The sequence below is a fragment of the Maribacter sp. MAR_2009_72 genome, assembly GCF_007827235.1.
Taxonomy (GTDB): Bacteria; Bacteroidota; Bacteroidia; order Flavobacteriales; family Flavobacteriaceae; genus Maribacter; species Maribacter sedimenticola.
Genome location: NZ_VISB01000001.1, coordinates 423,444 through 448,846, shown reverse-complemented (window position 1 = coordinate 448,846; position 25,403 = coordinate 423,444). Strand labels below are relative to the sequence as shown.

At 36.7% G+C, this 25,403-nt stretch carries 23 protein-coding genes; 13 read left to right on the top strand and 10 right to left on the bottom strand.

Going from position 1 to position 25,403, the window contains the following annotated elements:
* Nucleotides 1–8 precede the first annotated feature (8 nt).
* The 4 genes from JM81_RS01740 to JM81_RS01725 form a co-directional block, all read right to left on the bottom strand.
* The gene (locus JM81_RS01740) at nucleotides 9–965 is read right to left on the bottom strand and encodes a sterol desaturase family protein (RefSeq protein ID WP_144800443.1); all 957 of its coding nucleotides are present in this window, start codon (nucleotides 963–965) and stop codon (nucleotides 9–11) included.
* A gap of 108 nt (nucleotides 966–1,073) precedes the next feature.
* Nucleotides 1,074–1,502 carry a large-conductance mechanosensitive channel protein MscL gene (gene mscL / locus JM81_RS01735; RefSeq protein ID WP_144800442.1) on the bottom strand — a complete coding sequence of 143 codons (429 nt, stop codon included), beginning with the start codon at nucleotides 1,500–1,502 and terminating at the stop codon, nucleotides 1,074–1,076.
* An 8-nt stretch (nucleotides 1,503–1,510) separates the two neighbouring features.
* Entirely contained in the window at nucleotides 1,511–4,174 is a 2,664-nt protein-coding gene (locus tag JM81_RS01730; RefSeq protein WP_144800441.1) for a DNA gyrase/topoisomerase IV subunit A, read from the bottom strand.
* A gap of 25 nt (nucleotides 4,175–4,199) precedes the next feature.
* Entirely contained in the window at nucleotides 4,200–6,065 is a 1,866-nt protein-coding gene (locus JM81_RS01725; RefSeq protein ID WP_089260493.1) for a DNA topoisomerase IV subunit B, read from the bottom strand.
* 238 nt (nucleotides 6,066–6,303) lie between these two features.
* Here JM81_RS01725 and JM81_RS01720 point away from each other — a divergent pair, with 238 nt between their 5' ends.
* Complete coding sequence (locus JM81_RS01720; RefSeq protein WP_144800440.1) at nucleotides 6,304–7,203, top strand: DnaJ C-terminal domain-containing protein; 900 nt, start codon at nucleotides 6,304–6,306, stop codon at nucleotides 7,201–7,203.
* Between the two features lies 1 nt (nucleotide 7,204).
* A complete protein-coding gene (locus JM81_RS01715) occupies nucleotides 7,205–7,498 on the top strand; it encodes a chaperone modulator CbpM (RefSeq protein WP_144800439.1) in 294 nt (97 codons plus the stop codon).
* Here the strand turns inward: JM81_RS01715 and ychF are convergent.
* The gene (gene ychF / locus JM81_RS01710) at nucleotides 7,495–8,589 is read right to left on the bottom strand and encodes a redox-regulated ATPase YchF (RefSeq protein ID WP_144800438.1); all 1,095 of its coding nucleotides are present in this window, start codon (nucleotides 8,587–8,589) and stop codon (nucleotides 7,495–7,497) included. The two genes, JM81_RS01715 and ychF, sit on opposite strands and share 4 nt — an antisense overlap.
* Before the next feature lie 201 nt (nucleotides 8,590–8,790).
* On the opposite strand from ychF, the gene JM81_RS01705 reads away from it, so the two are divergent.
* The 3 genes from JM81_RS01705 to JM81_RS01695 are packed head-to-tail and all read left to right on the top strand — an operon-like array spanning nucleotide 8,791 to nucleotide 13,554.
* Nucleotides 8,791–9,369, top strand: a complete 579-nt coding sequence (locus tag JM81_RS01705) for an RNA polymerase sigma factor (protein ID WP_089260497.1) — start codon at nucleotides 8,791–8,793, stop codon at nucleotides 9,367–9,369.
* Between the two features lie 56 nt (nucleotides 9,370–9,425).
* A complete protein-coding gene (locus tag JM81_RS01700; protein WP_089260498.1) occupies nucleotides 9,426–10,439 on the top strand; it encodes a FecR family protein in 1,014 nt (337 codons plus the stop codon).
* Between the two features lie 13 nt (nucleotides 10,440–10,452).
* Nucleotides 10,453–13,554, top strand: a complete 3,102-nt coding sequence (locus JM81_RS01695) for a TonB-dependent receptor (RefSeq protein WP_261374932.1) — start codon at nucleotides 10,453–10,455, stop codon at nucleotides 13,552–13,554.
* A gap of 209 nt (nucleotides 13,555–13,763) precedes the next feature.
* On the opposite strand, the gene JM81_RS01690 is transcribed toward JM81_RS01695, so the two are convergent.
* Nucleotides 13,764–14,117: a 4Fe-4S dicluster domain-containing protein gene (locus tag JM81_RS01690; protein WP_089260499.1), complete on the bottom strand. Its 354-nt coding sequence runs from the start codon at nucleotides 14,115–14,117 to the stop codon at nucleotides 13,764–13,766.
* 89 nt (nucleotides 14,118–14,206) lie between these two features.
* On the opposite strand from JM81_RS01690, the gene JM81_RS01685 reads away from it, so the two are divergent.
* From JM81_RS01685 to JM81_RS01650, 7 genes are all read left to right on the top strand, one after another.
* On the top strand, nucleotides 14,207–15,268 hold the full coding sequence (locus JM81_RS01685) for an acyl-CoA reductase (RefSeq protein ID WP_144800437.1): 1,062 nt from the start codon (nucleotides 14,207–14,209) through the stop codon (nucleotides 15,266–15,268).
* 73 nt (nucleotides 15,269–15,341) lie between these two features.
* Nucleotides 15,342–16,406, top strand: coding sequence for a 3-phosphoserine/phosphohydroxythreonine transaminase (gene serC, locus JM81_RS01680; protein WP_144800436.1), 1,065 nt, complete (start codon nucleotides 15,342–15,344; stop codon nucleotides 16,404–16,406).
* Between the two features lie 68 nt (nucleotides 16,407–16,474).
* The gene (locus tag JM81_RS01675; protein ID WP_089260502.1) at nucleotides 16,475–17,425 is read left to right on the top strand and encodes a D-2-hydroxyacid dehydrogenase; all 951 of its coding nucleotides are present in this window, start codon (nucleotides 16,475–16,477) and stop codon (nucleotides 17,423–17,425) included.
* 68 nt (nucleotides 17,426–17,493) lie between these two features.
* Entirely contained in the window at nucleotides 17,494–18,126 is a 633-nt protein-coding gene (locus JM81_RS01670; RefSeq protein WP_144800435.1) for a DUF937 domain-containing protein, read from the top strand.
* Nucleotides 18,127–18,191: 65 nt separating this feature from the next.
* The gene (locus tag JM81_RS01665) at nucleotides 18,192–18,659 is read left to right on the top strand and encodes a DUF6146 family protein (protein ID WP_144800434.1); all 468 of its coding nucleotides are present in this window, start codon (nucleotides 18,192–18,194) and stop codon (nucleotides 18,657–18,659) included.
* A gap of 30 nt (nucleotides 18,660–18,689) precedes the next feature.
* A complete protein-coding gene (locus JM81_RS01660; RefSeq protein WP_089260504.1) occupies nucleotides 18,690–19,007 on the top strand; it encodes a DUF6787 family protein in 318 nt (105 codons plus the stop codon).
* Nucleotides 19,008–19,439: 432 nt separating this feature from the next.
* On the top strand, nucleotides 19,440–21,731 hold the full coding sequence (locus tag JM81_RS01650; protein WP_144800432.1) for a TonB-dependent receptor: 2,292 nt from the start codon (nucleotides 19,440–19,442) through the stop codon (nucleotides 21,729–21,731).
* Nucleotides 21,732–21,804: 73 nt separating this feature from the next.
* Here JM81_RS01650 and JM81_RS01645 read toward each other — a convergent pair whose 3' ends face one another.
* From JM81_RS01645 to folE, 4 genes are all read right to left on the bottom strand, one after another.
* Nucleotides 21,805–22,251 (bottom strand): monoheme cytochrome C, encoded by a 447-nt coding sequence (locus JM81_RS01645; protein WP_144800431.1) that lies wholly within the window; start codon nucleotides 22,249–22,251, stop codon nucleotides 21,805–21,807.
* The gene (locus JM81_RS01640) at nucleotides 22,251–23,471 is read right to left on the bottom strand and encodes a sulfite oxidase (RefSeq protein ID WP_144800430.1); all 1,221 of its coding nucleotides are present in this window, start codon (nucleotides 23,469–23,471) and stop codon (nucleotides 22,251–22,253) included. The genes JM81_RS01645 and JM81_RS01640 overlap by 1 nt, the downstream gene beginning before the upstream one ends.
* A gap of 54 nt (nucleotides 23,472–23,525) precedes the next feature.
* A complete protein-coding gene (locus JM81_RS01635; protein ID WP_089260509.1) occupies nucleotides 23,526–23,825 on the bottom strand; it encodes a hypothetical protein in 300 nt (99 codons plus the stop codon).
* A gap of 78 nt (nucleotides 23,826–23,903) precedes the next feature.
* Complete coding sequence (gene folE, locus JM81_RS01630) at nucleotides 23,904–24,503, bottom strand: GTP cyclohydrolase I FolE (protein ID WP_089260510.1); 600 nt, start codon at nucleotides 24,501–24,503, stop codon at nucleotides 23,904–23,906.
* Nucleotides 24,504–24,720: 217 nt separating this feature from the next.
* On the opposite strand from folE, the gene JM81_RS01625 reads away from it, so the two are divergent.
* Entirely contained in the window at nucleotides 24,721–25,401 is a 681-nt protein-coding gene (locus tag JM81_RS01625; protein ID WP_144800429.1) for an ABC transporter ATP-binding protein, read from the top strand.
* Nucleotides 25,402–25,403 lie beyond the last annotated feature (2 nt).

The window sequence follows — 25,403 nt, the reverse complement described above, 5'->3', positions numbered from 1 at the left end:
CAATAGTGTTAATTTGGCCTATTGAAAGCCACCTTAGGATTAGTTTCCTTTTGCTCTTTGAACAAACGCTGCTGTTGCTTAACGGTCATTGTGCTGCCATCATGGCTCCAACCAGGAGGCCCAAAAATATACATTAATTTATGACTTAGCTTTTTTGATTTTTTAACATCCGCCCAAATATCCTTAAACTCATGAGTTAAGATTACAATTGGATTGTTGGAATTAGGCGCATGGATTACTCCAAATTTAACATCTATTTCTTCATCATATTCTTTCCAAGTTCCAAACATTTTATCAAAAATATTTAAAAACCCTCCATGATTTTTGTCCAAATATTCCACATTCTGAGCGTGGTGAACCTGATGCATGGTATGCGTATTGAATATTTTCTCGATAAAGCCCATTTTAGGAACATATTGGGAATGTAATTGAAATTGCCAAAAGGATTCAATTGCCAAACACACTACGACCATTTCTACCGGAAAACCAACAATTGGCATCCAAACATAAAAGAACGGCTTGTACAATAAAGTGAACCATCCGTTTCGGATAGCCGTACCTAGATTAAAATTATCTGATGAATGATGTACTATATGTGCAGCCCAAAGAATACGTATCTCATGGTTGGCCCTATGAAACCAATAATAGGTAAAATCATCTGCCAATTGACATAGCAACCAAACGTACCAAGCATAACCAAAAGACTTATACCCCATAATATTGGTCCTAACGCCATCTACCAAAGGGTTAAAAAGTTCATAGGCATACTCAAAAAGTACAACTAACAAAACTACTTTTAACAAAGGTCCAATAATTGCAGAACCAATGCCCATTACACTGCTAGCCGCAAAATCCTTCCAATCATAGAGGTCATCGTCCCCATGGGTTTTGCTATATGTAAGTTCCAATAAAATAAAGGCTATAAAAGCGGGCGCACCGTATACCAGAGGGTTGGTAAAATCCATTAATCAAAAAATTTAGGTAAAGATAGTTATAAAAGCTTCCATTCTATAAGTTGTCTAATCTTATGTGCCTATTTATGAATAGGCAAAATTAATGATTGAACAAACGTGCTATTTTTGTTTTCTAAGAAGTTCATTTTGTTCCTTAAGCAGATTCTCCATACTTGACAATAAAGCAATATTTTTTGGTGTCTCCACCTCTTTGTTAGCCGGATCTTCCGATTTTTCCTTGAATCTATTGATAAACTTTACCATTACAAAAATGGTAAAGGCTATTATTCCAAAATCAATTAAGGATTCTATCAGTTCCCCATACCCTACAGCAACTTCCTCAACAGTATCGGTAGCCTCTCTTAATACCCACTTTTTATTGGATAGATTTACATCATCCGTCAACAAAGATAAAGGGGGCATGATGATGGCAGATACAATGGTACTAACCACTTTATTGAATGCCGTTCCAATAATGATACCAACAGCAAGGTCTATCATATTGCCTTTAACAGCAAAATTTTTAAACTCTTGAAAAAAATTCTTCATAATTCCGATTAATCAAATAGTGTTTTGGGTTCTTCTGGCGGAAGTTCTTTTCCGTCCGCTGGTTTAACGATGTTGTCATTGGACCCTATGGCTTCCTCATCTACCACTTCAATATTTTCTGGCTTTTGGGGTTCAACGGGCTCATAGGGCAAAGGATCAAGGCTATTGATGCTCTTTACCTTTTCTGTTATTAATTGGTTACCTAAAGCTTTTATTCCTTTAACCGATATAAAATCTTCTAAATCAACCTGTTCACTTTCCTTGGCTTCTTTGCCTCTTGGCTTAGGGAACTCAATTTCTATCATTGGTCTCCAATCTGTCGACACCAATTCCAAATAGGATTTTGGATGCTCTGAAATGAACATCTCCTCCTTATTTTCGTTTTCTATTAGAAATCTTTTGACATAAAATCGTTCTTTTTCACCTTCCCAATAAATGGCCGATATCGGCTTTTCGGGAATCCATTTTTCCAATACGATCATATCATCGTCAAAATGTGAGGTCAGGACCGGCAAGAATGTCTTAGCTATACCTTTTTGGTTGATGACCAATAGTAGGTCATCCCCTTTAAATTCACCCAATAAATCACCTCTACCATCAACATTTAATCTTCGTACCACGTCATCAAACCAAATTTTTCTTGGTTTTAGCGTGGAAACCCCTTTCTCCTTTAGCTCTATACGCTTTACGGAATATTTAGTGACAATATTACCTTTTGAAGCCCTACCTTTTATAAGTACATCTGAAAAATCTACGTCCCATTTCAATTTTTTGATACTACCTACCTGGCGCAATAAAACGGTAACAATTTCCGCCTCACCATTAGGGTTGGCAGAAAAATATAAAACCTGAGACCCGGCTTTACCCGTTGTTAAATCATATATTCTATCCCTGGTTACGCTGGTGACATTAAATCGTTTTATATAAGTAGGTCCACCTTTTCCATCCTTATAGACCATATTATATGTAGTACGCTTGTCTTTTTTCTTGAATACGGCCACATGTATAATACCCTTACCTACAAATAATTTTGAATCCACCTTGGACACCATCATTTTACCTTCATTGGTAATGACGATAATATCGTCAATATCACTACAATCGGTCACGTATTCATCCTTTTTAAGGGATGTACCTACAAAACCTTCTTCCCTATTTACATAAAGTTTGGTATTACGTATGACTACTTTAGTGGCTTCAATATCATCAAAAACCCTAATCTCCGTCATTCTACCCCTATCCTTACCATAGGTTTCCTTAAGATTTTTGAAATAATTTATAGCAAACTCCACTAAGTTTGCCAAGTTGTGTTTTACCTCTGCAATGCGTTTCTGAAGGCTTTCTAAATGTTGTTGCGCCTTATCCAAATCGAACTTGGAAATTCTTTTAATACGTATTTCCGTTAACCTAGTAATATCTTCTTCAGTTACAGGACGCTTTAAATGTTTGGTAAATGGCTCCAGTCCTTTGGCAATGGCACTGATGACTCCCTCCCAAGTTTCTTCTTCCTCTATATCACGATATATCCTATTCTCAATAAAAATACGTTCCAATGATGCAAAATGCCACTGTTCCTCAAGCTCGTTCAATTGAATCTCAAGTTCCTGCCTTAACAGATCAACGGTAGAATCCGTAGACCTTTTAAGCATTTCAGTAACACCTATGAACAATGGTTTGTTATCCTCTATAATACAACCCAATGGTGAAATGGAGGATTCACAGGCCGTAAAGGCATAAAGGGCGTCTATGGTTTTATCTGGGGATATTCCGGCAGGTAAGTGAATCAATATCTCAACTTCCGCTGCGGTATTATCCTCAATTTTCTTAATTTTTATCTTCCCTTTTTCATTGGCCTTTAGAATAGAATCTATTAAACTACCGGTATTATTACCATAAGGTATCTCGTTGATTACCAGCGTATTCTTGTCTAACTGTGATATTTTTGCGCGAACCCTGATTTTTCCACCTCTTAAACCATCGTTATAATTGGTAACATCTATTATACCCGCCGTAGGAAAATCTGGAAACAACTTAAATCGTTGCCCTTTTAAATGCTTTATGGAAGCGTCTATAAGTTCATTGAAATTATGGGACAATACTTTAGTAGAAAGACCTACCGCAATACCCTCTGCTCCTTGCGCCAATAACAAGGGAAATTTTACCGGCAAATTTACAGGCTCTTTTTTTCTGCCGTCATATGATGCCTGCCATTCGGTTATTTTGGGACTGAACACTACTTCCAGTGCAAACTTGGACAACCGTGCTTCAATATACCTAGACGCCGCGGCCCGGTCACCTGTTAGAATATTACCCCAGTTTCCCTGAGTATCTATCAACAGGTCCTTTTGTCCGATCTGCACCATGGCATCTGCTATACTGGCATCACCATGGGGGTGGTATTGCATGGTATGACCAACTACATTGGCCACTTTATTGTAACGGCCATCGTCCAATTCCTTCAACGAGTGCATAATACGGCGCTGCACGGGTTTAAATCCGTCTTCAATTGCAGGAACCGCCCGCTCTAAAATTACATAGGATGCATAGTCCAAAAACCAATCCTTATACATGCCAGATACCCTGGTCAACGCTTCGGAATTTTCAGTATTTACACTATTATCCTCAGAAAGATTATCGTTAATTTCTTCGTTCAAATCGTCATTTTCTTCCATTCAGAAGTAATCGTATTTTCTTAGTTTATATTACTTTATCTTCAATTAAGTCAACTTCAACTTTAAGATTGTTTATAATAAATTTTTGTCTGTCGGGTGTGTTTTTACCCATATAAAAACTTAACAATTCTTCTATGGACATGGCCTTGTCCAACATAATGGGCTCCAACCTTATATCTTCACCTATAAAATGCCTGAACTCATCTGGGGAAATCTCACCCAATCCTTTAAATCTTGTAATCTCCGGTTTTCCGGATAACTTATTGATTGCATGTTGACGCTCTTCATCACTATAGCAATAAATGGTCTCCTTTTTATTGCGTACCCTAAATAATGGTGTTTGTAAAATGTACAAATGATTTTCCTTAATAAGTTCCGGAAAGAACTGTAAGAAAAAAGTAATCAATAACAACCGTATGTGCATACCATCCACATCGGCATCGGTCGCGATAATAATATTGTTATAACGTAAATCCTCAATGGACTCCTCTATGTTCAATGCCGCTTGCAACAGATTGAACTCTTCATTTTCATATACAATTTTTTTGGACATACCATAGGAGTTCAAAGGCTTACCCTTTAAACTGAATACCGCTTGTGTATTTACATCTCTGGATTTTGTAATTGATCCAGATGCGGAATCACCCTCTGTGATGAACAAGGCACTTTCCAATCTACGGTCATGTTTCATATCACTTAAATGCACTCGGCAATCGCGTAATTTTTTATTATGCAGACTGGCTTTTTTGGCCCTATCCCTAGCCAACTTTCGTATTCCGGAAAGCTCCTTGCGCTCTTTCTCGGCCATCATAATTTTACGTTGTAGCTTTTCTGCCGTCTCCGTATTTTTATGAAGGTAGTTATCTAGGTATTTACCAATAAAATCATTGATATAGGTACGTACGGTAGGAAAATCTCCTCCCATATCCGTTGACCCTAGCTTAGTTTTGGTCTGACTCTCAAAAACCGGCTCCATAACTTTTATGGAAATTGCGGAAATAATAGATTTTCTTATATCCGATGCATCATAATTTTTACCATAAAAATCACGAATGGTCTTAACGATAGCTTCCCTGAATGCAGCTTGGTGCGTACCTCCTTGCGTGGTATGCTGTCCATTGACGAATGAATGATATTCCTCACTGTATTGTGTCTTGCTATGGGTCAGTGCTACCTCAATATCCTCTCCTTTTAAATGTATAACAGGATAAAGCAAGTCTTCCATATTATTATTGTCCTCGAGAAGGTCTTTCAATCCGTTTTCAGAATGAAATTTTTCCCCATTAAAGACAATGGTCAAACCTGGATTTAAATATACATAGTTCTTGAGCATGCGTTCCACATACTCATTTCTATATTTATAGTTTTTAAATATCGCCTCATCAGGAATAAAGGTAACTTTTGTACCTTTTCTTTTAGAAGACTCTTCAGGACCAATTTCGTTCTCTAAATTACCAGAACTGAACTGAGCTGTTTTAACCTGATTATCTCTAGAAGATTGTACCTCGAAAAAACTAGACAAAGCATTAACCGCCTTTGTACCTACACCGTTTAGACCTACTGACTTTTTAAAGGCCCGGCTATCATATTTTCCACCGGTATTCATTTTGGAAACTACGTCTACCACCTTACCAAGAGGTATGCCCCTACCATAATCCCTTACCTTGACCACTTTATCCTTAATTGAGATTTCAATGGTTTTACCCGCACCCATGACAAATTCATCAATACAGTTATCAATAACCTCTTTTAAAAGTATATAAATACCATCATCGGCAGATGAGCCATCTCCCAGTTTACCTATATACATACCAGGCCTTAATCGGATATGTTCTTTCCAATCTAGCGAGCGTATATTGTCTTCTGTATATTTAGTAGTGTCTTGGGACATGAAAAAAAAATTTATGAAAGTGTTGCTAAAGATAATGCCACTGGACAAAACATAAAACCCCTAACTGTTAAAGTAATTAACAATAAAAACTCCTTTATTGTTGATAGCCACTACCATTATACAAAATCAGGTTTCGATAATTGCGATAAAAATCAAAATAAATGAGTCAGTTTTTAATGATATAAGTCATTGTAAAAATATAAACCATTTTTTACTTTTAAATACATATATCACACTTATGGAATTTATAGACTATTACAAAATTCTTGAAATAGACAAGAAAGCCACACCGGCTGAAATAAAGAAAGCCTACCGCAAGCTTGCCCGAAAATTACATCCAGATTTAAACCCAAATGACAAAAGTGCCCAAGAAAAATTTCAAAAGGTCAATGAAGCCAATGAAGTATTGAGCGACCCTGAAAAAAGAAAGAAGTATGATGAGTATGGCAAAGATTGGGAACATGCAGAAGCCTTTGAGCAGGCCAAACGGCAACAACGTAATTCCCCGGGAGGTAATAGAAGAACCTATACCGGCAATACAGGGTCTACTGAAGATTTTTCTGATTTTTTTGAATCAATGTTTGGCGGTGGAGGCTTTAGTGGTGGTGGCGGTAGACGAACAACCCAATTCAAAGGCCAGGACCTAAACGCAACGTTAAAGCTAAACCTTCTGGATATCTTAGAGGATCAAAAGCAAACCTTGGATCTTGGGCACAAGAAAATAAGGATCAACATACCTGCTGGTGTAGAAGACGGACAAACAATAAAAATTACAGGTTACGGTGGCGAAGGTGTGAACGGTGGACCAAAAGGCGACTTATATTTAACTTTTGAAATTATAAATAATACCGATTTTAAAAGAGTTGGCAATGATTTATATAAAAATGAATCAATTACTCTTTATGATGCCATTTTAGGTAGCACTATAGAATTACATACTTTGACCGGTAAGGTAAAATTAAAGGTAAAACCAGAAACGCAAAACGATACCAAGGTAAAATTAAAAGGAAAAGGAATGCCTGTTTATAAGAAGAAAGGTTTGCATGGAGATTTGTACATCACCTATAAGATAACTATGCCAACCAACCTTTCTCAAAAAGAAAAAGAATTGTTTAAACAACTATCAGAATTAAAATAATATGGACACAAGTAGATATATACAAATAGAAGTGTACTGCGAACGCACCCAGACACCACTTGAATTCATAGAAGACCTATTGGAATTTGAAATGATAGAGATAGAACATATTGAGCACAAGAAATATATTCAAACCCAACAAATTGTAGAAATTGAACGTATTCATAGACTACGTAATGACCTAGGAATTAATTTGGAAGGTATAGCGACCTTAAACAATATGTTACAAAAAATAAATTCTTTGGAAAAAGAAGTTAAGTTATTGCAGGACCGTCTTATGATCTATGAAACCTAGACATTAAAACGGAAATGCATTACATCACCATCTTTAACAATGTATTCTTTTCCCTCAACTCTCATTTTACCTGCTTCTTTAACTTTTGCTTCACTTCCATAAGCAACGTAGTCGTCATAAGCAATAACTTCCGCCCTAATAAAACCTTTCTCAAAATCGGTATGGATAACTCCTGCCGCTTGTGGTGCTGTAGCGCCAACAGGAATAGTCCAAGCACGGACCTCTTTGACACCTGCGGTAAAATAGGTTTCAAGGTTCAATAATTTGTAAGCCCCTCTGATCAATTTTGCAGAACCTGGCTCCTCAAGCCCTAAGTCCTCCAAAAACATTTGGCGCTCATCATAAGTTTCCAGCTCCGTAATATCCGCTTCCGTGCCAACAGCTAGAAAAATAACTTCTGCATTTTCTGCGGCAACGGCTTCTTTTACCTTATTTACATAGTCATTACCGGTAGCGGCCGCATCTTCATCTACATTACAAACATACATAACAGGCTTGTCGGTAATGAATTGTAGGGGTTTAACAAATTCTGCCCTAGCCTCATCATCAATTTTAATTGCCCTAACGGATTTTCCTGCCTCAAGACCGTTTTTAACGGAAAGAAGCACAGCCTCTTCCTTTTGGGCATCCTTATTACCGGTCCTTGCCGCCCTTTTAACTTTTTCAAGCTTTTTTTCTACGGTTTCCAGGTCTTTTAGTTGTAGCTCCATATCAATGGTTTCCTTGTCCCTTATTGGGTCAACGCTACCATCCACATGAACAATATTATCATTATCAAAGCAACGCAGTACGTGGAGAATTGCATCGGTTTCACGAATGTTCCCTAAAAATTGGTTCCCTAACCCCTCTCCTTTACTAGCTCCTTTTACCAACCCTGCAATATCTACAATTTCTACCGTAGCGGGCAACACCCTTTCTGGATTAACCAGCTCCTCTAATTTTTCCAACCTAGAATCTGGTACATTGACCACACCAATGTTAGGCTCAATAGTACAAAATGGAAAGTTTGCACTTTGTGCTTTTGCATTGGACAAACAATTAAAAAGAGTCGATTTTCCAACATTGGGCAATCCTACAATACCTGCTTTCATAATAAAGAATATTTCAAGGGTGCAAATATAGTTTTTAGTTGAACATTTTAAAGTCTAAACAACTGCTAAACTTCCAAAAAAACCTTTACTAATATTTTGATTAATAGTCAAACTTTTTAGCCATACGCAGAACAAAATATACACAATTAACACTTTTTAAGAAAAAATTCTATACTTTGTAGCCAGAATACATGGAAAATTATGGAATTACATTCTGATGAAACCTTATGGTATTTTTTTAAAAAAGGCGAGCACAATGCGTTTTCGTTACTTTTTAAAAAATTCTATCCACAGTTACATGTATATGGAACAAAGATTAGCAGTTCCCCTGCAATAACGGAAGATTGTCTTCAAAACTTCTTTATACAATTGTTTGAGGAACGGGATAAACCAAGGAACATTAAAAATTTAAAGGCCTATTTATTTGTATCCTTTAAAAGAAGATTAATTAAGCAATTGCAGAGCAATCAAAAAAATGTACCTATTTCAGAAGCACAATTATTCAAGACAAACTTTAATTTTTCTGCTGAAGAGATTTCCATTCATCAAGAGGTACAATTTTTATGTACCCGCACCCTAAACAGCTTGATCAATCAATTATCTCCACGACAAAAAGAAGTTATCTATTTAAAATATTATAGTGAAATGAACATAACGGACATTGCAGAAGTTATGGACATGAATTATCAAAGCGTACTGAACACCTTACAAAAGGCAATGAAAAAACTACGCGTATCTTCTGAAAATCAACAGATTAAAACAATTTTGAAAAAAAATTAAAAATAATAGGGTATATAATTAAGATTGAACACTCTTAAGTATGAACACCCTATTAAATGAAAAACAACGACCTTAATTTATCTTTCTTCCTAGAAGATGCCTCGTTTGAAAATTGGGCCAGAGGGCTTAACAAGAATGATATAGAATACTGGAATCTTTGGATTAGGAACAATCCACAGCATATAGAGACAGTAGAAAGCGCTAAATCTATTATACTAGGTGTAAGTTTTGTCCAACAATATCCAGATAAAATAAAGGTTGATCATGAGCTTGCCAAAATCTTGCCCAAATTAGCCATAGAAGAACCTGCGGTAAAGCCAAAAAAATCTTTACGCTCGTCCCAAAAGATTTTTTTGTTGACAACGGCAGCTATTTTCCTAATACTTTTAAGCTGGAACGGGTTATCATTGTTCAATAATTACAACACTACAACACATAAAACAAATTTTGGGGAAATTATTGATTTGAAATTACCAGATGGCACCTCTGTAGTTTTGAACGGTAATTCCAAGATATCCTATAATAAAAATAATCCTAGATTAATTACTTTGGATGGTGAGGCCTATTTCAAGGTAAAATCCATTCCGAGCACCAATGCCAAATTTTGGGTACTAACGGAAGACCTTAAGGTAGAGGTCTTAGGTACGCAATTCCATGTAAACACAAGAAAGAAAAAAACCAATGTAGTCCTAGACGAAGGGTCTATACATTTGGAGTTCAACAACGGTACCGTAACCAAAATGATTCCGGGAGAGCTGGTATCATTTTCCAAGGAAAGCGAAAATCTTATCCATAAAAAAGTTTCCGTTAAGACACCTTATGCACTATGGAGGGGTGGCACTTACGCTTTTAATGAAATTCCTTTAAAGGAAGTTATGTTCAACATAGAAAATACATATGGCATTAAGGTGCTTTATTCCAATGACTCATTAAAAAATATTCCTATATCCGGAGGTATTCCTAACCAAAACCTAAAAATTTGTATAGCGGCGATCGAAAAAGCGACCGGCACTAGAATTATTCATAAAAATGACACTTTACAAGTAACAGAAAACCCTATTAATAACTAAAACTATACTATTTATGAGAACGAACAAATTAATAAAAACACTGCTTGCAGTACTGCTTATTTCAAGTAGTATTAATATGACAGCAGCTAATAAGCTCGACAAAGAGGTGACTCTAGACGAGTTTTTAAACGAGATCAGTGAAAAGTACGAAGTATTTTTCACCTATAATCCTACATTGGTAGCCAGTACCAGTTTAAACCCTGAGGAATATAAATTTCCAATATTGGACAAGATTATAAATAAATTGGAGCGTAAAACAAGTTTTGATTTTGAATATCTGGGCAATAAATATTATGTAGTTTATCATAAAAAAAATGAACGTGCCAAAGTATTGAAGGTTGATTCATATAAGAACGGCCTTTCCGCACTAACACTTAACGAAGAAGTGCAAAATACGATTACAGGTAAGGTAACGGATGCCTCAGGTATGCCACTTGCAGGTGTAAATATTGTAGAAAAAGGTACTACCAACGGTACAACATCAGATTTTGACGGTAATTATTCCATAAATATTACAGATGACACCAAGTTGGTTTTTAGCTATATAGGATTTGCTACACAGGAAATAGCCACTGCGGGCAAGAGCACAATCAACGTGCAATTGACAGAAGGTATGCAATTGGATGAATTTATTGTTGTAGGATCAAGAACAGCACCAAGAAGTAATACGGATACTCCCTTACCTGTTGACGTTGTTGGTGTAAAAGAATTAAATTCTACCGGACAGGTTACTTTTGATAAAGCGCTTCAATATAGAATACCTTCATTTAACACCGTGCAAACACCTGTTAACGATGCAACTTCATTATTAGACCCTTATGAAATTAGAAATATGGGTCCAAGTAGAACCTTGATATTGATTAATGGCAAACGTAAAAACTTAAGTGCGTTATTGTACACACAAACTTCACCAGGTCGTGGTGAGACAGGAGCGGACATTTCCGCAATACCTACAGATGCGATCAAAAGAGTTGAAATTCTTAGAGATGGTGCATCTGCCCAATATGGCTCTGATGCAATTGCAGGTGTAATGAACATTATTTTAAAAGATTCCCCAAATGAAGGGTCTGCAACTGTTCGAACAGGAATTACCTCTGAAGGAGATGGTGAAATGTTCGGTGTTGCGGTTAATAACGGTTCATCCATAGCAGATGACAAAGGATTCATAAACTATACGGTAGATTTCTCAAAGGTTAATTTGGCCAATAGGCCGGGTACGGTCAATGCAGCTGGTGAAGCGGCAGATTTTGGAGCTGATATTGCCGATGTACAGTCATTCCTTTCCAGAAGACCAGATGCCGGTAACATTAACGGGTCACCGGAAACCGCAGCAGCCAAATTTTCTGCAAACTTTGGATATGATTTAAGTGAGAATACTTCATTATACGCAAATGCAGCCTATGTATACAAGGCCGTAAATAGTTTTGCCAACTACAGAACACCTTATTGGAGAACGGTTGAGGATTTTCCTTATTTAGCTGATTTCTTTCCTGGAAACAATCCTAATACCCCAAATGGGTATGATGGTTACGTACCAACCTTTGAAGGTCTTTTAAGCGATTATAATGGTACTGTTGGTTTTAAATCCACCATAAACGATTGGAATATAGATGCAAGTTTTACCACTGGTGGCAACTTGCAGACATATAAGGTAAACCAATCCCATAACAGAAATGTGGTATATTCCCCATCTACTTGGGTAGATGCAAATGGTAACGGTTCTGTGGATGATGGTGAAATTACCGAAGGCTCTCAATTATACAGGGAAAATAGTCAACAATCCTTTGATCCGGGAGGAACCAAGTTTACGCACAATGTAGGTAACATTGATATTTCCAGGTTACTTTCAGACAAAGTGAGTATTGGTGTTGGTGCAGAGTTTAGAACAGAGACCTTTGAAGTTATTGAAGGTGAACTAGCCTCTTATGACGGTGGTGGTGCAGATTCATTTGCAGGAGCCTCTCCACAAAACTCTGGTAAATTTAACCGATACAATATTGGTGGATACTTAAGTTTGGATTATGATGTGACTGATGCGTTTTTATTAAGCGGTACCATAAGAACTGAAAATTATTCGGATTTTGGTAATGCATTCGTTTATAAGTTCAGTTCAAGATATAAGGTAAACGACGCATTTACCTTAAGGGGGTCTATTTCTTCTGGTTTCAGGGCTCCTACCCTACACCAAATCTATACCCAAAAAGCACAGTACAGTTTTGTACCTGGACAAGGTATTCAAGTAGGTGGGTTGATCAACAATGTATCTACACAGGCAAAGCTTTTAGGAATACCACAATTGGATGCTGAAACATCCACAAACTTTACAGTAGGTTTTGGAGGCAAAATAGCAAACAAGTTCAGCTATACCTTGGATTATTATAATATAGCCGTTAAGGATAGAATTGTTTTAGGTTCTGAAATTGGTCCAAGTGGTGACGCTAACAATCCGTTGGATATCCTTTTGGCCGATAACAACTTAAGCGATGTTAGCTTCTTTTCCAATGCTATTGATACTAAAACTTCTGGTATAGATGTAGTATTGGCATATAAAGGAATTGATTTAGGAGCTGGAAGTCTTGACCTAAACCTTTCTGGAAACTATACCATACAGAATGAAAGAGACGGACCTGTAAAAGATGTTCCTTTGGTTGCCAATTCTGGACAATCTGTAGTTAACGAGACTCAAGAAGCTTTGTTCTTCACTTCTCGTCCAAAGACAAAATGGATTTTAGGTGCAAACTACGATATCAATAAATTCGGCATCTCTTTGAACAACACCTATTTTGGTAAGACTACCTTTCAACAACAAGGTATGGACAATAATATCTTTACCGAGTTTACACCAAAAATTGTTACTGATTTAGGAGTTAATTTCAGCGCTACGGATAAGTTGACATTGGCATTGAACATCAATAATATTTTGAATGTTTTACCAGAATGGAGCTTCAAATCCAAAAACGCAGCCGGAGACGCTATTTTGGCCGATCCTGCACAAGTACAGAATCAGTCTAACTTAATAACATTTAACCAACGGTATTCTCAAATGACATATGATGGATACCACTTTAGCCAATTAGGAACCATGTTCAACCTTTCGTTGAACTATAAGTTCTAGTTTGAGTTAGTTTATTTTGAAAAGGCCACCTGTGCATAGGTGGCCTTTTTTTTTGTTATATTGATCAATGTGAAATTACATGGTATTTTATAAAAAAATATAACTAATAGTAGGTGTAGTTCGTATCGCTATAAATAGCACATATAAATTAATACGTACAAAAAAGGCCGCCCTTACAGGCAGCCTTTTCCAATATTGGTAAAAATATATTAATCTTCCGGGTGCATAAATTTTTGTTTGGCCAATAGCACCTCTTCAGATTCTACATGGTCATCGTCCGGAACGCAACAGTCAACCGGACACACAGCTGCACACTGTGGTTCTTCGTGAAAGCCCATACACTCGGTACATTTGTCCGGAGCAATGTAATATACTTCATCACTAATAGGTTCCTGTACTTCATTTGCATCAACCTGTTTTCCATTCGGTAATACAACTTCCCCTTCTAATGAGGTGCCGTCACTATACCTCCATTCATCCGCACCCTCATATATCGCAGTATTTGGACATTCTGGTTCACAGGCCCCACAATTAATACATTCATCGGTTATTATAATCGCCATAATTTCTTCTACATTAAAATGCCCAAAAAAGAACGGGCATGCTTATTTTTGCACAAAGGTAATTCCTAGTGGATTAGTATACAAATATAATGAGCGATCACAACCTTACTATCAAAGCTTTTGTTAAACTTGGTGATTTTTTAAGATCATTTTGTGAATATATTGAATCCGGAAATAGATTGGACACTACTGATGATGAATGGTTTTCCATATTCAGGACCGAGGTTGAAATGGCCCATCATTATAACGGATGGTTCACCAAGGATAACTGTATTCATGCCTTTAGCACTTGGGGCAATACACTTACACAACCAAATCTGGAGAACTGGTTAAGCACTTATGATCTTGAACGTAACCAAAAAAAGACGGTAGCCTTAATTATGGCAGGCAACATACCCTTGGTGGGGTTTCATGATCTATTGTCCGTTCTGGTAACAGGCAACAAGGCATTGGTGAAACTGTCTAGTAGCGACCAAAAACTGATTCCTTTACTAATACGATACTTAAGCTCCATAGAGCCCTATTTTAAGGACAAGGTTGTTTTTACCAAAGAGCGCCTAACCCATTTTGATGCGGTTATAGCAACAGGAAGCAATAATACAGCACGGTACTTTGAGTACTATTTTAGCAAAAAACCCAATATAATCAGAAAGAACAGAAATTCTGTTGCCGTTTTAAGTGGAAAGGAATCGCACAAAGAACTGACCGCCCTAGGAGAAGACATTTTTAGGTATTTTGGACTAGGCTGCAGGAGTGTCTCAAAAATTTTCCTTCCTAAAAATTATGAGATCGATCAATTTTATAAGGCAATGTTCAATTACAACGAGATTATCAACCATAATAAGTACGCGAACAATTATGACTACAATAAGGCCGTGTACCTCATGAGCGAATTTAAGATATTGGACAACGGATTTCTTATCCTAAAAGAAGATGAAAGTTATGCATCCCCTATATCCTCCTTATTTTATGAGTATTATGAAGATGCTGCTGAATTACAAAAAAGGCTGAGTGCAGACAGTGAAAAAATACAATGCATAGTATCCTCTAATTTTCTGGATGCTGAAGTGGCATTTGGTACAACGCAGACACCTTCCTTAACGGATTATGCAGATGGTTTGGATACTGTTGAGTTCCTGTTGGCAACCTAACGAATTAAATACATTTCAATATCGCTGATTATTGAAAAAATCCTGACCTTTGCTTCCCTAAATTACACCCAAAATGAAAAAGCACAATTTTAGCGCAGGTCCTTGTATTTTACCAAAAGAAGTTATTATAAAGGCATCGGAAGCCGTTATGGATTTTAATGGTTCCGGATTGTCTCTCATAGAAATATCTCACAGAAGCAAAGACTTTGTTGCTGTAATGGAAAATGCACGTTCCTTGGCATTGGAACTTTTAGACCTTAAGGATAAAGGGTACCAAGCCTTATTTCTACAAGGTGGTGCCAGTTTGGAATTTTTAAGGGTAGCCAATAATTTAATGGAGACCAAGGCCGGGTATTTAAATACCGGTACTTGGAGCGATAAGGCCATTAAAGAAGCCAAACTATATGGTGAAGTTGTTGAAGTTGGCTCATCAAAAGATGAAAACTATAAGTATATACCAAAAGGCTATGCAGTTCCAAATGGATTGGATTACCTACATATAACATCAAACAATACCATATACGGTACGCAGTTTAAAAAATTTCCGGTAACGGATGCCCCCTTGGTATGTGATATGAGTTCCGATATTTTTTCAAGACAATTGGATTTTTCAAAATTTGATTTGATATATGCCGGAGCCCAAAAGAACATGGGCCCAGCAGGTGCCACATTGGTAGTTGTAAAAGAGGAAATACTGGGCAAGGTCTCCAGAACAATACCTTCAATGCTAGACTACCAAGTACATATTTCCAAGGACAGTATGTTCAACACACCTTCTGTATTTGCAGTTTATACATCCATGTTGACTTTGGAATGGCTTAAAAAACTCGGCGGTATAGCGGCCATTGAAGAGATTAATGAGAAAAAAGCACGCTTACTTTATTCGGAAATAGATTTAAATCCGGTATTTAAAGGATATGCAAATACAGAGGACCGTTCCATAATGAACGCTACTTTTAACCTGACCGATGAAAGTTTAAAATCCACTTTTGAAACGTTATTGAAAGAAGCAGGTATTAATGGGCTCAACGGCCATCGTTCCGTTGGTGGTTATAGGGCTAGTATGTACAATGCCCTGTCTTTGGAAAGTGTAGGTGTATTAGTGGACGTAATGAGTGAAATGGAGCGTAAGGGATAGTTCTCAAAAAGTTGTTGAAGATGTCGATAAAGGCTGTACGGACTCTATAATTAAATGATTAAAAAGAAATGAAGATTTTAGCAAATGACGGTATATCCAAAAATGGGATAGAAGCTTTGGAAAAGGCCGGGATGGAAGTTTTGACCACAACGGTTGCCCAAGAACAACTGATCAACTTTATAAATGACAATAATATAGATGCCTTGTTGGTCAGAAGTGCCACCAAGGTCAGAAAAGATGTTATTGATACGTGCACAAGCCTTAAATTAATTGGCCGTGGTGGAGTTGGTATGGATAATATTGATGTAGACTATGCAAGGGCAAAGGGTATACATGTAATCAATACTCCTGCTGCCTCTTCAGAATCTGTGGCAGAATTGGTTTTTGCACATTTATATGGTGGAGCTAGATTTTTATATGATGCCAATAGAAATATGCCCCTTGAAGGAGACACCAATTTTAAAGGTCTTAAAAAGTCTTATTCAAAAGGAACAGAATTACGCGGTAAGACTTTGGGCATCTTTGGTTTTGGCAATATTGGCCAAGCTACAGCACGTATAGCCTTAGGTGTGGGCATGAAAGTTGTCTATTGTGATCCAGAGGTAGAAAGTGCACAGATCAATCTATCTTTTTATGATGGCCAACAAGTAGCGTTTACCTTGCAAAATACACCTAAGCAAGAGCTTTTGAAGCAATCTGATTACATTTCTCTCCATGTACCGGATCAACAGGATTATATATTGGGTAAAGCGGAGTTTTCCCAGATGAAACAAGGTGTTGGAATCATTAACGCCGCTCGTGGTGGCGTATTGGATGAGGTGGCACTGGTAGAAGCATTGGAGAACGGCACCGTGGCATTTGCCGGTTTGGACGTTTATGAATCAGAACCAAATCCAGAAATGCGATTATTGATGCATTCAAGTATTTCGTTGTCCCCACATATTGGCGCAGCAACGCTAGAAGCACAAGAAAGAATAGGCCTTGAACTGGCAGAACAAATAATTTCCTTATTAAAATAAGTGCTCAATAGCGTTTTTTTCTAACTCTTTTTGTACTTTAAGCCGCGAACATTAAATTAACTATAACAATGGCAGGATTATTAGATCTATTGAACAGCCCAATGGGCAAACAATTAATAAGTGGGGTTGCAGGGCAAACCAACCAACCCGAAAGTAAAACAGCAGATGTGCTTAGTATGGCAATGCCTTTAATATTAGGTGCAATGAAGAAAAATGTATCTTCTCCAGAAGGGGCACAAGGATTAATGAGTGCACTTTCCGGTAAGCATAATGGAGGAATATTAGATAATTTAGGAGGCCTGTTTGATGGTGGCGTAGATGACAATGTAATACAGGACGGTGCCGGTATACTTGGCCATGTCTTTGGTAACAAACAACCACAGGTAGAAAATGCACTGAGCCAAAAATCTGGATTGGATGCCGGTTCTATTGCTCAAATATTAAAGATTGCTGCACCTATTGTAATGGGTTACCTAGGAAAGCAAACCGCACAAAGTAATGTTAGCGATTCCTCTGGAATGAACGCCTTGCTTGGAAGTATGCTCGGAGGTCAACCCCAAGAAAACCAAAGTTTGATCACTACCTTATTGGACGCGGACGGTGATGGTAGTATATTGGACGATGTTGCCGGTATGGTAATGGGCAGTAACAAAAAGCAAGGGGGCTTAGGTGGCCTTTTAGGCGGATTGTTCGGAAAATAAATTAACGGTTACCTGTATAAAAAAGCCGCTTGCAATTGCAAGCGGCTTTTTGTATTTTAAATCCTATGAAAAAGAAACAAATTTATAAACTGACATTTTCAATATTTTCCTGCATCTATGTATTTTTTATATCCAGTTGCGGTAGTAGCAAAGAAGCGGTATCTATTTCCAGTGCTGAGAAAACGGTATTTGAACAAGTTAAAGGTGATACAATAACGATTGCAAGCGATAAGACCGAATATGAAATCATTATAATAGAACCCGGTTTTAACACTTGGCTGAATTCCATTGCCAAACCAGAAGGTTATTATTCACAGGAATTTTTGGAAAATAGAAATTATTTGATGGTCGTGGAATGGAACCAGCGCGTATTACAACCTATGCGCTATAACCCCAATCTTTATGAACTTCAAATAGATTACAATCAAAATATTGATTATGGATACGAGGTGAACTACAAATTATACAATTATTTTATTTATTTCCAAAGAAAGTACAATCAACGTTTAGGTCCTTTTTTACCACGTATTTAAGAAGTATCTTTACAGCCTTTAAACAATAATATGCAAAGGTTAAAAGAACGTTGGGGCATTACCAACAATTTTCAATTGATTATCATATTCTTCGTATTTGCCATTACCGGCTCTTCATCTGTATACGTCGCTAAGCCTTTTCTGGATTTTATAGGACTAGATCAAGCAAATTTTTCTGAAACTTGGTGGGGAAACACATTATATATAGTTTTGCGGATTCTTCTGATTTTTCCCTTTTACCAGGTGTTATTGGTAATTTATGGCTGGTTATTTGGACAATTTAAATTTTTCTGGGCTTTTGAAAAAAAGATGCTAAAAAGAATTGGACTAGGTTTTTTAGTGACATAATTTAATAGTTCTTTAACAGTTTTTTGCAACATGCATGGGTTAGATTTGCAAACATGAGTTTAACAAAACACAAAATTGTAAATTCTATAGTGGCCATCATCTTATTGGTCGGTTTACTAGGGCCTTATTTTGTGAAAATTTCGCATGCAATGCATGAACATGAAAATGTTCAATGTGTTATGAAAGGTGAATTACATATTCACGCCGTAGAGTTTAACTGTGATTTTGAACATTATCATTTATCTACATTTTTTAATCCAGAATTTGATTGCCTTAACTTTATCGCTCCTTCTTCAATTACCAAGGTAATTACTAATAACTATTACTTTTTAAGTAAATATCAACAACTACATTTTGTATTAAGAGGTCCCCCAACTTGTTAGAAAAATCCTAGCAACACTTTTAAATCTTAATATCTTAATACAATTTTATATGAAAAATATACATATAACAATGCTATTTGCATTGTTAGCACACTTTGCATTCGCGCAAAATAGTTTGAACGGAACTATTAAAGACAAAGAAAACCAAGAACCTCTAGAACAAGTATCCATATATTTTCCACAGTTGGAAAAAGGTACGGTTACAAATGCTGACGGTTATTATGAAATCAATAATTTACCTACCGGAAAGTTTAAAATAGTAGTCTCATATATAGGGTACCAAACCTATTCGCAAACTCTTGAGATTTTAAATAAATCTACGAAGCTTTCTTTAGAATTAACTACGAGTGCCATTGAAATGGAAGAAGTTATCGTATCTACACCATTTCATAAATTACAGCGAGAAAATGTAATGAAAGTTGAAAGAAGCAGCATAAAAGAGTTGCAAAATGCCGGAGCAATTAATTTAGCCGAAGGTCTAACGAACATTCCTGGTGTAGAAAGTGTATCTACGGGGGTTGGTATTGGCAAGCCAGTAATTAGAGGTTTAAGTTCAAATAGAGTATTGACCTATACCCAGGGTATACGTTTAGAAAATCAACAATTTGGTGATGAGCATGGGTTAGGAATTAGTGATGCAGGTATTGAAAGTGTTGAAGTAATTAAAGGTCCCGCTTCTTTATTATATGGTTCGGATGCTTTGGGCGGTGTTCTTTATCTTAATCCTGAAAAATTCGCAAATATAAACGAAGTTGACGGAGATATAAATCTTAATTATTTCTCTAATTCTCAAGGAATAAATGGTAATGCAGGTATAAAAGCATCTTCAGACAAACTTAAATTTTTAGCCCGCTTTGGCGGAAGCTCTCATGTTGATTATAAAACTGGAAGTGATGAACGCGTGACCAATTCGCGGTTTAATGAAAAGGATTTAAAAACAGGTTTAGCCTACCAAATGAGCCATTTTAAAACTGAAGTTCGCTATAATTACAACAATTCTGAGCTAGGTATTCCAGAGGAAATAGGTGAACAATCTACGGACAGAAATGCCATAGAACCTTTTCAAAATATTACCAGCCATATACTGAGTTCAAAATCTAATATTTACTTTAATAATTCAAGTCTACAGGTCATTTTAGGCCTTACCAACAATAATAGACAAGAATTTGAAGATCACCACCACGAGGAAGAAGGAGAAGAACACGAAGAAGGTGAAGATCATGAAGAAGAAGAAGAAGGTGAAGATCATGAAGGTGAAGAAGCTGCTTTAGACATGAAATTGCAAACCTTAAGCTATAATATTCAATATAATTTAGCGAAAATCGGTGCCGTTGAAACTATTGTAGGTGTTCAAGGTATGAACCAAACAAATAAAAACTATGGTGAAGAAGTTTTAATTCCTGACGCAACCACGAACGACATTGGTGTTTTAGCTACTTCTCATATACATTTCAACAAAAGTGATATACAATTAGGTATTCGTTTTGACAGACGTACTATTGATGGAGAAGAAAACGGAATCATAGGAGATGAAGGGTATATAGCAGCATTAAAAAGAAGTTATAACAGTTTTAATTTAGCTGCAGGTTATAAAATTGATTTGAGCAAGAATATTATAAGCCGACTTAATGTGGCTTCTGGTTTTAGGGCTCCCAATCTGGCAGAATTAACTTCCAATGGTTCTCATGAAGGTACAAATAGATATGAAATTGGTAATGAAAATTTAGACAATGAACGTAATGTACAAACAGATTTATCTTTAGAATTTCAAAACGAACATTTTGAATTTTATATCAACGGATTTTATAATTCTATCTCCGACTATATCTATTTAGAGCCAAATGGAACTACTGTTGACGGTGATGCTGTTTTTCTATACCAACAACAAGATGCAAATTTATATGGCGGTGAAGCCGGGCTTCATTATCACCCACATCCATTAGATTGGTTACACATGGAAAGCAATTTTTCCATCGTAAATGGAGATTTGAAAAATGGTGGCAATTTACCTTTAATTCCTGCAAATAACTGGACAAATACTTTACGATTTGAATTGGCTAAGGTCAATGAGAATTTGTATAATGGTTATGGTTTTATTACTTTAAAATCTTATTTCGCCCAAACTAGGGTAAGTGATTTTGAAATGCCAACAAGTGCTTACTCATTATTGAATCTAGGCTTTGGTGCTACTGTTGCCATTTCTAACCAACCCATTGAAATAAAATTGAGTGCAAATAACATTTTAGATAAAGAATATATTTCTCACTTATCAAGACTTAAATCTGATGGCATTAGAAATATTGGAAGGAACATAAATTTAGGTGTAAGTATCCCGCTGTAGATACATATCATGAATAGATTTAAGAAAAAGCCCCTATTAGTTTACCCATTAGGGGCTTTTATATATTTGAGAATTATTCATCGAGGTTATACCAATCAATATTGGTGAGTGCAGGTCTTCTACCCTTTTTAAGTGGTGGATAATTTTTTACCAAATAGTCTACAATTACTTTTTGATTATCGCCCAATGGCCAAAGTCCCTGTGTTTTTTGCATCCAACGAATGGTTGCGTTCCATTGCTCCTCTCCCATTCTATTTTGAATAATAAGTTGTGAGGAGTGACAGGTGGTGCAATTGGTTATTACGGCCTGCAAACCTGGTGCGTCAATAAGTCCTGTACGCAAATGTATTCCATTTTCAATAGCTTCAGGACTACCTTCTTCTAACGCTACTTGAGTTTCCTTTGGACCATATAACATGATTGCCAAAGCGCCCAAAACCACAAAACTTATCAATATTAAAATGATAATTTTAAAAACAGGCTTAAAAATATTTCTTTCAGTTTCTTTATGTTCTTGCATCATACAACTTTTACGGCAATTCTATGACAAGCATTGTTCAAATATCCCTTAGGGTTCCATCCAGGTAATACCATGGGTTGTTTAGTACCATTTTCATCCGTGGCCCTGGCCCAAATTTCATAATATCCCTTTTTAGGAAAGGATACACGTGCGCTAAAAGATTGCCAGGCCAACCTATTGGTAGGTGTATCTAAATTTGCGGTATTCCAAGATGATCCAAAATCTATTGAATATTCCATTTTTGCAACCTGTAATTCCCCTGCCCATGCATGACCGTTGATTTTCAACATTTTACCTTCTGTTAGCAGTGCTCCTGACTTAGGATAAGTAATTAAGGATTTTACTGGCATGGACTCTATGATACACATTTGATCATCCGTAACCGTTTCCCCCGGCGCCACGGTTTCACAAGGCACCCTGTATGAGCTCCCACCCATTTTCTCTCCGTCATGAACTTTATTTCTTACACTTATACCGGTCAACCATTTTCCGGACGTTGAAGCTGGCCAGCCACCACAAACCAATCGTAATGGAAAACCATGAACTTTTGGTATAGGCTCGCCGTTCATTGCAAAAGCTATTAAAGTTTCATCTTGCATGGCTTCGGCTATGGGCACTCCCCTAGAAATAGGTTCTTTATTCGGGTTTTTATTTAAATGTTGGTCAGCCGCATGATAGCCTATATAAACGGCATCATCTTTTAGGCCAACATCTGTCAAAAGGTCTTTTAACCTTATTCCTGTCCAATTGGCACATGAAACGGCACCAATAGTCCATTGATTCCCTTTTGCCGGTGGATCAAACTCACTTCTGCCATTACCGCCACATTCCAAAGTAAGTTGATAGGTATAATGTTTAAACTTAGTTTTTAGATCTTGAAGCGTATAGGTCTTAGATGCTTTAACAGATTCACCGTTAATTGTAAGCGTCCATATTTTTTCATCAATTGTTTCAGGAATGAGTCCGTTGTTACGAATAAACATATACTTATTAGGCGTAACCGGATCATTTAACAAATGTGCCTGGGCTTCCATATTCCAAGGTCTATCATTAAGAACAACCATGGCTTCGTCCTTTTTAAATAAGGTAAAAGGATTTACATCTTGATAGGCCAATGGCGTATAACCAGATGGCATTAACGCTCCGTAAACAATATCTATTCCGAGAACACTGGACAGACCTGCCAAACTCGATTTGGTGACAAAACTTCTTCTTTTCAAAACATTTCCGATTTGAGTTAAAGTTAAGCCATTTACAAATTTTTAGAAAGTTAATTAGACCTCAATAGTCTTGCCTTTTTCTTCACTCTTAAAGACATAAGTATATAACCACATTAACGTAAAGGAGGGTATAATGTCAAAACCTGGTATAATCTCCTCTACAAATGTAAATATACCCGCTGCCTGACCAACTTTACCTTTATACATTCTGGTCATTAGCCATCCTGACAAAGGTGCCCAGACAATGTCGGAGAACTCACCTACAAATGGTATGGCAAAAGACAGCATACCAATACCATCGAACAACAGCCCCATAAGGAGTTGTTTATATTTTTTATTTTTTAAAATAGACATATTGAAAATTTAGTTAATCTTTATGTGGTATACAACAAAGATGCCAAATTTTCATAGGTTTTAAATCAAAAAAAAGGACTAGGAAAGTTTAGCACTTATGAGTTTTAGAAATTCGTTCCGGGTTTCTATTTTCTCAAACTGCCCTCTAAATCCAGAAGTAGTAGTGACCGAATTTTGTTTCTGCACTCCCCTCATCATCATGCACATATGTGATGCTTCTATGACTACGGCAACCCCTTTTGGCTTTAAGGTAGTATTGATACATTCTAGAATGTCATGTGTTAAGCGCTCCTGTACCTGTAACCTTCTTGCAAAAACATCTACCACTCTAGGTATTTTACTGAGTCCTACAATATGGCCATTGGGTATATAAGCAATATGGGCCTTCCCAAAAAATGGTAGCATGTGGTGCTCGCATAAGGAATACAATTCAATATCCTTTATAATGACCATATCATCATAAGACTCCTTGAACATGGCCCCTTTGAGAATTTCAACGGCATCCTGTTTATACCCTTGGGTTAAAAAAAGCATAGCCTTTGCAGCACGCTCAGGAGTTTTTATAAGTCCTTCCCGCTCTACATTTTCACCAATTTCTTCAATAATGGAAGAATACCTGCTTCTTACTTCATCGGTTATTTCAAGATTATATTCTTCTAAATTTCTATAAGAGGACATATAGTATAAATTATGTTTAATAAAATTTTATTTTCGTTGAACAAAATTACGTAATCTTTTTTCAATTACCCTACTTATTATTCATAAAAGCAACAAAATTACTCATTTTGAAATTCATTCTACCAATGAAAGCTTTTGTAAAAGTATAATTGCACATAGTATTTTTCGCAAGCGCTATTTTCATTAATTTTGAACACATATCTAAATAACCTCATCTATGATCAAAGCTTCTAACATTCATAAATATTACGGAACATTAGAGGTTTTAAAAGGTGTAGACCTGCATATAAAAAAAGGAGAAATTGTATCTATTGTAGGTGCTTCCGGTGCAGGAAAAACCACCTTGTTGCAAATCTTGGGAACATTGGATGTACAATCCAATAGAAATGACAGCAATTTATTGATCAATAATATTGAAACCACCAATTTAAACGACAAAGAGCTGGCAAAATTCAGAAACGAACATATTGGTTTTATTTTTCAGTTCCACCAGCTGTTACCAGAATTCACGGCATTGGAAAATGTGTGCTTACCCGCTTTCATTAAAAAAACACCAAAAGCTGAAGCTGAGAAAAGGGCGAAGGAACTATTGACTTTCCTAGGTCTTTCTCATAGAATTGATCATAAACCGGCAGAATTGTCGGGAGGAGAACAACAACGTGTAGCAGTTGCCCGGGCACTGATCAACAATCCATCAATAATTTTTGCGGATGAGCCAAGCGGAAATTTAGATTCTGAAAGTGCGGACAATCTACACAAGTTATTTTTTGAGCTTCGTGAAAAGTTTGGACAGACTTTCGTAATCGTTACCCATAATGAAGAATTAGCTGAAATGGCCGACCGTAAACTTACCATGGTCGATGGCAAAATTGTGGATAAAGAAATTATCATAGCATAATT

Coding starts and splice junctions, on each gene's coding strand:
- JM81_RS01740 (WP_144800443.1), bottom strand. CDS start 965: ATGGATTTTACCAACCCTCTGGTATACGGTGCGCCCGCTTTTATAGCC.
- mscL (WP_144800442.1), bottom strand. CDS start 1,502: ATGAAGAATTTTTTTCAAGAGTTTAAAAATTTTGCTGTTAAAGGCAAT.
- JM81_RS01730 (WP_144800441.1), bottom strand. CDS start 4,174: ATGGAAGAAAATGACGATTTGAACGAAGAAATTAACGATAATCTTTCT.
- JM81_RS01725 (WP_089260493.1), bottom strand. CDS start 6,065: ATGTCCCAAGACACTACTAAATATACAGAAGACAATATACGCTCGCTA.
- JM81_RS01720 (WP_144800440.1), top strand. CDS start 6,304: ATGGAATTTATAGACTATTACAAAATTCTTGAAATAGACAAGAAAGCC.
- JM81_RS01715 (WP_144800439.1), top strand. CDS start 7,205: ATGGACACAAGTAGATATATACAAATAGAAGTGTACTGCGAACGCACC.
- ychF (WP_144800438.1), bottom strand. CDS start 8,589: ATGAAAGCAGGTATTGTAGGATTGCCCAATGTTGGAAAATCGACTCTT.
- JM81_RS01705 (WP_089260497.1), top strand. CDS start 8,791: ATGGAATTACATTCTGATGAAACCTTATGGTATTTTTTTAAAAAAGGC.
- JM81_RS01700 (WP_089260498.1), top strand. CDS start 9,426: ATGAAAAACAACGACCTTAATTTATCTTTCTTCCTAGAAGATGCCTCG.
- JM81_RS01695 (WP_261374932.1), top strand. CDS start 10,453: ATGAGAACGAACAAATTAATAAAAACACTGCTTGCAGTACTGCTTATT.
- JM81_RS01690 (WP_089260499.1), bottom strand. CDS start 14,117: ATGGCGATTATAATAACCGATGAATGTATTAATTGTGGGGCCTGTGAA.
- JM81_RS01685 (WP_144800437.1), top strand. CDS start 14,207: ATGAGCGATCACAACCTTACTATCAAAGCTTTTGTTAAACTTGGTGAT.
- serC (WP_144800436.1), top strand. CDS start 15,342: ATGAAAAAGCACAATTTTAGCGCAGGTCCTTGTATTTTACCAAAAGAA.
- JM81_RS01675 (WP_089260502.1), top strand. CDS start 16,475: ATGAAGATTTTAGCAAATGACGGTATATCCAAAAATGGGATAGAAGCT.
- JM81_RS01670 (WP_144800435.1), top strand. CDS start 17,494: ATGGCAGGATTATTAGATCTATTGAACAGCCCAATGGGCAAACAATTA.
- JM81_RS01665 (WP_144800434.1), top strand. CDS start 18,192: ATGAAAAAGAAACAAATTTATAAACTGACATTTTCAATATTTTCCTGC.
- JM81_RS01660 (WP_089260504.1), top strand. CDS start 18,690: ATGCAAAGGTTAAAAGAACGTTGGGGCATTACCAACAATTTTCAATTG.
- JM81_RS01650 (WP_144800432.1), top strand. CDS start 19,440: ATGAAAAATATACATATAACAATGCTATTTGCATTGTTAGCACACTTT.
- JM81_RS01645 (WP_144800431.1), bottom strand. CDS start 22,251: ATGCAAGAACATAAAGAAACTGAAAGAAATATTTTTAAGCCTGTTTTT.
- JM81_RS01635 (WP_089260509.1), bottom strand. CDS start 23,825: ATGTCTATTTTAAAAAATAAAAAATATAAACAACTCCTTATGGGGCTG.
- folE (WP_089260510.1), bottom strand. CDS start 24,503: ATGTCCTCTTATAGAAATTTAGAAGAATATAATCTTGAAATAACCGAT.
- JM81_RS01625 (WP_144800429.1), top strand. CDS start 24,721: ATGATCAAAGCTTCTAACATTCATAAATATTACGGAACATTAGAGGTT.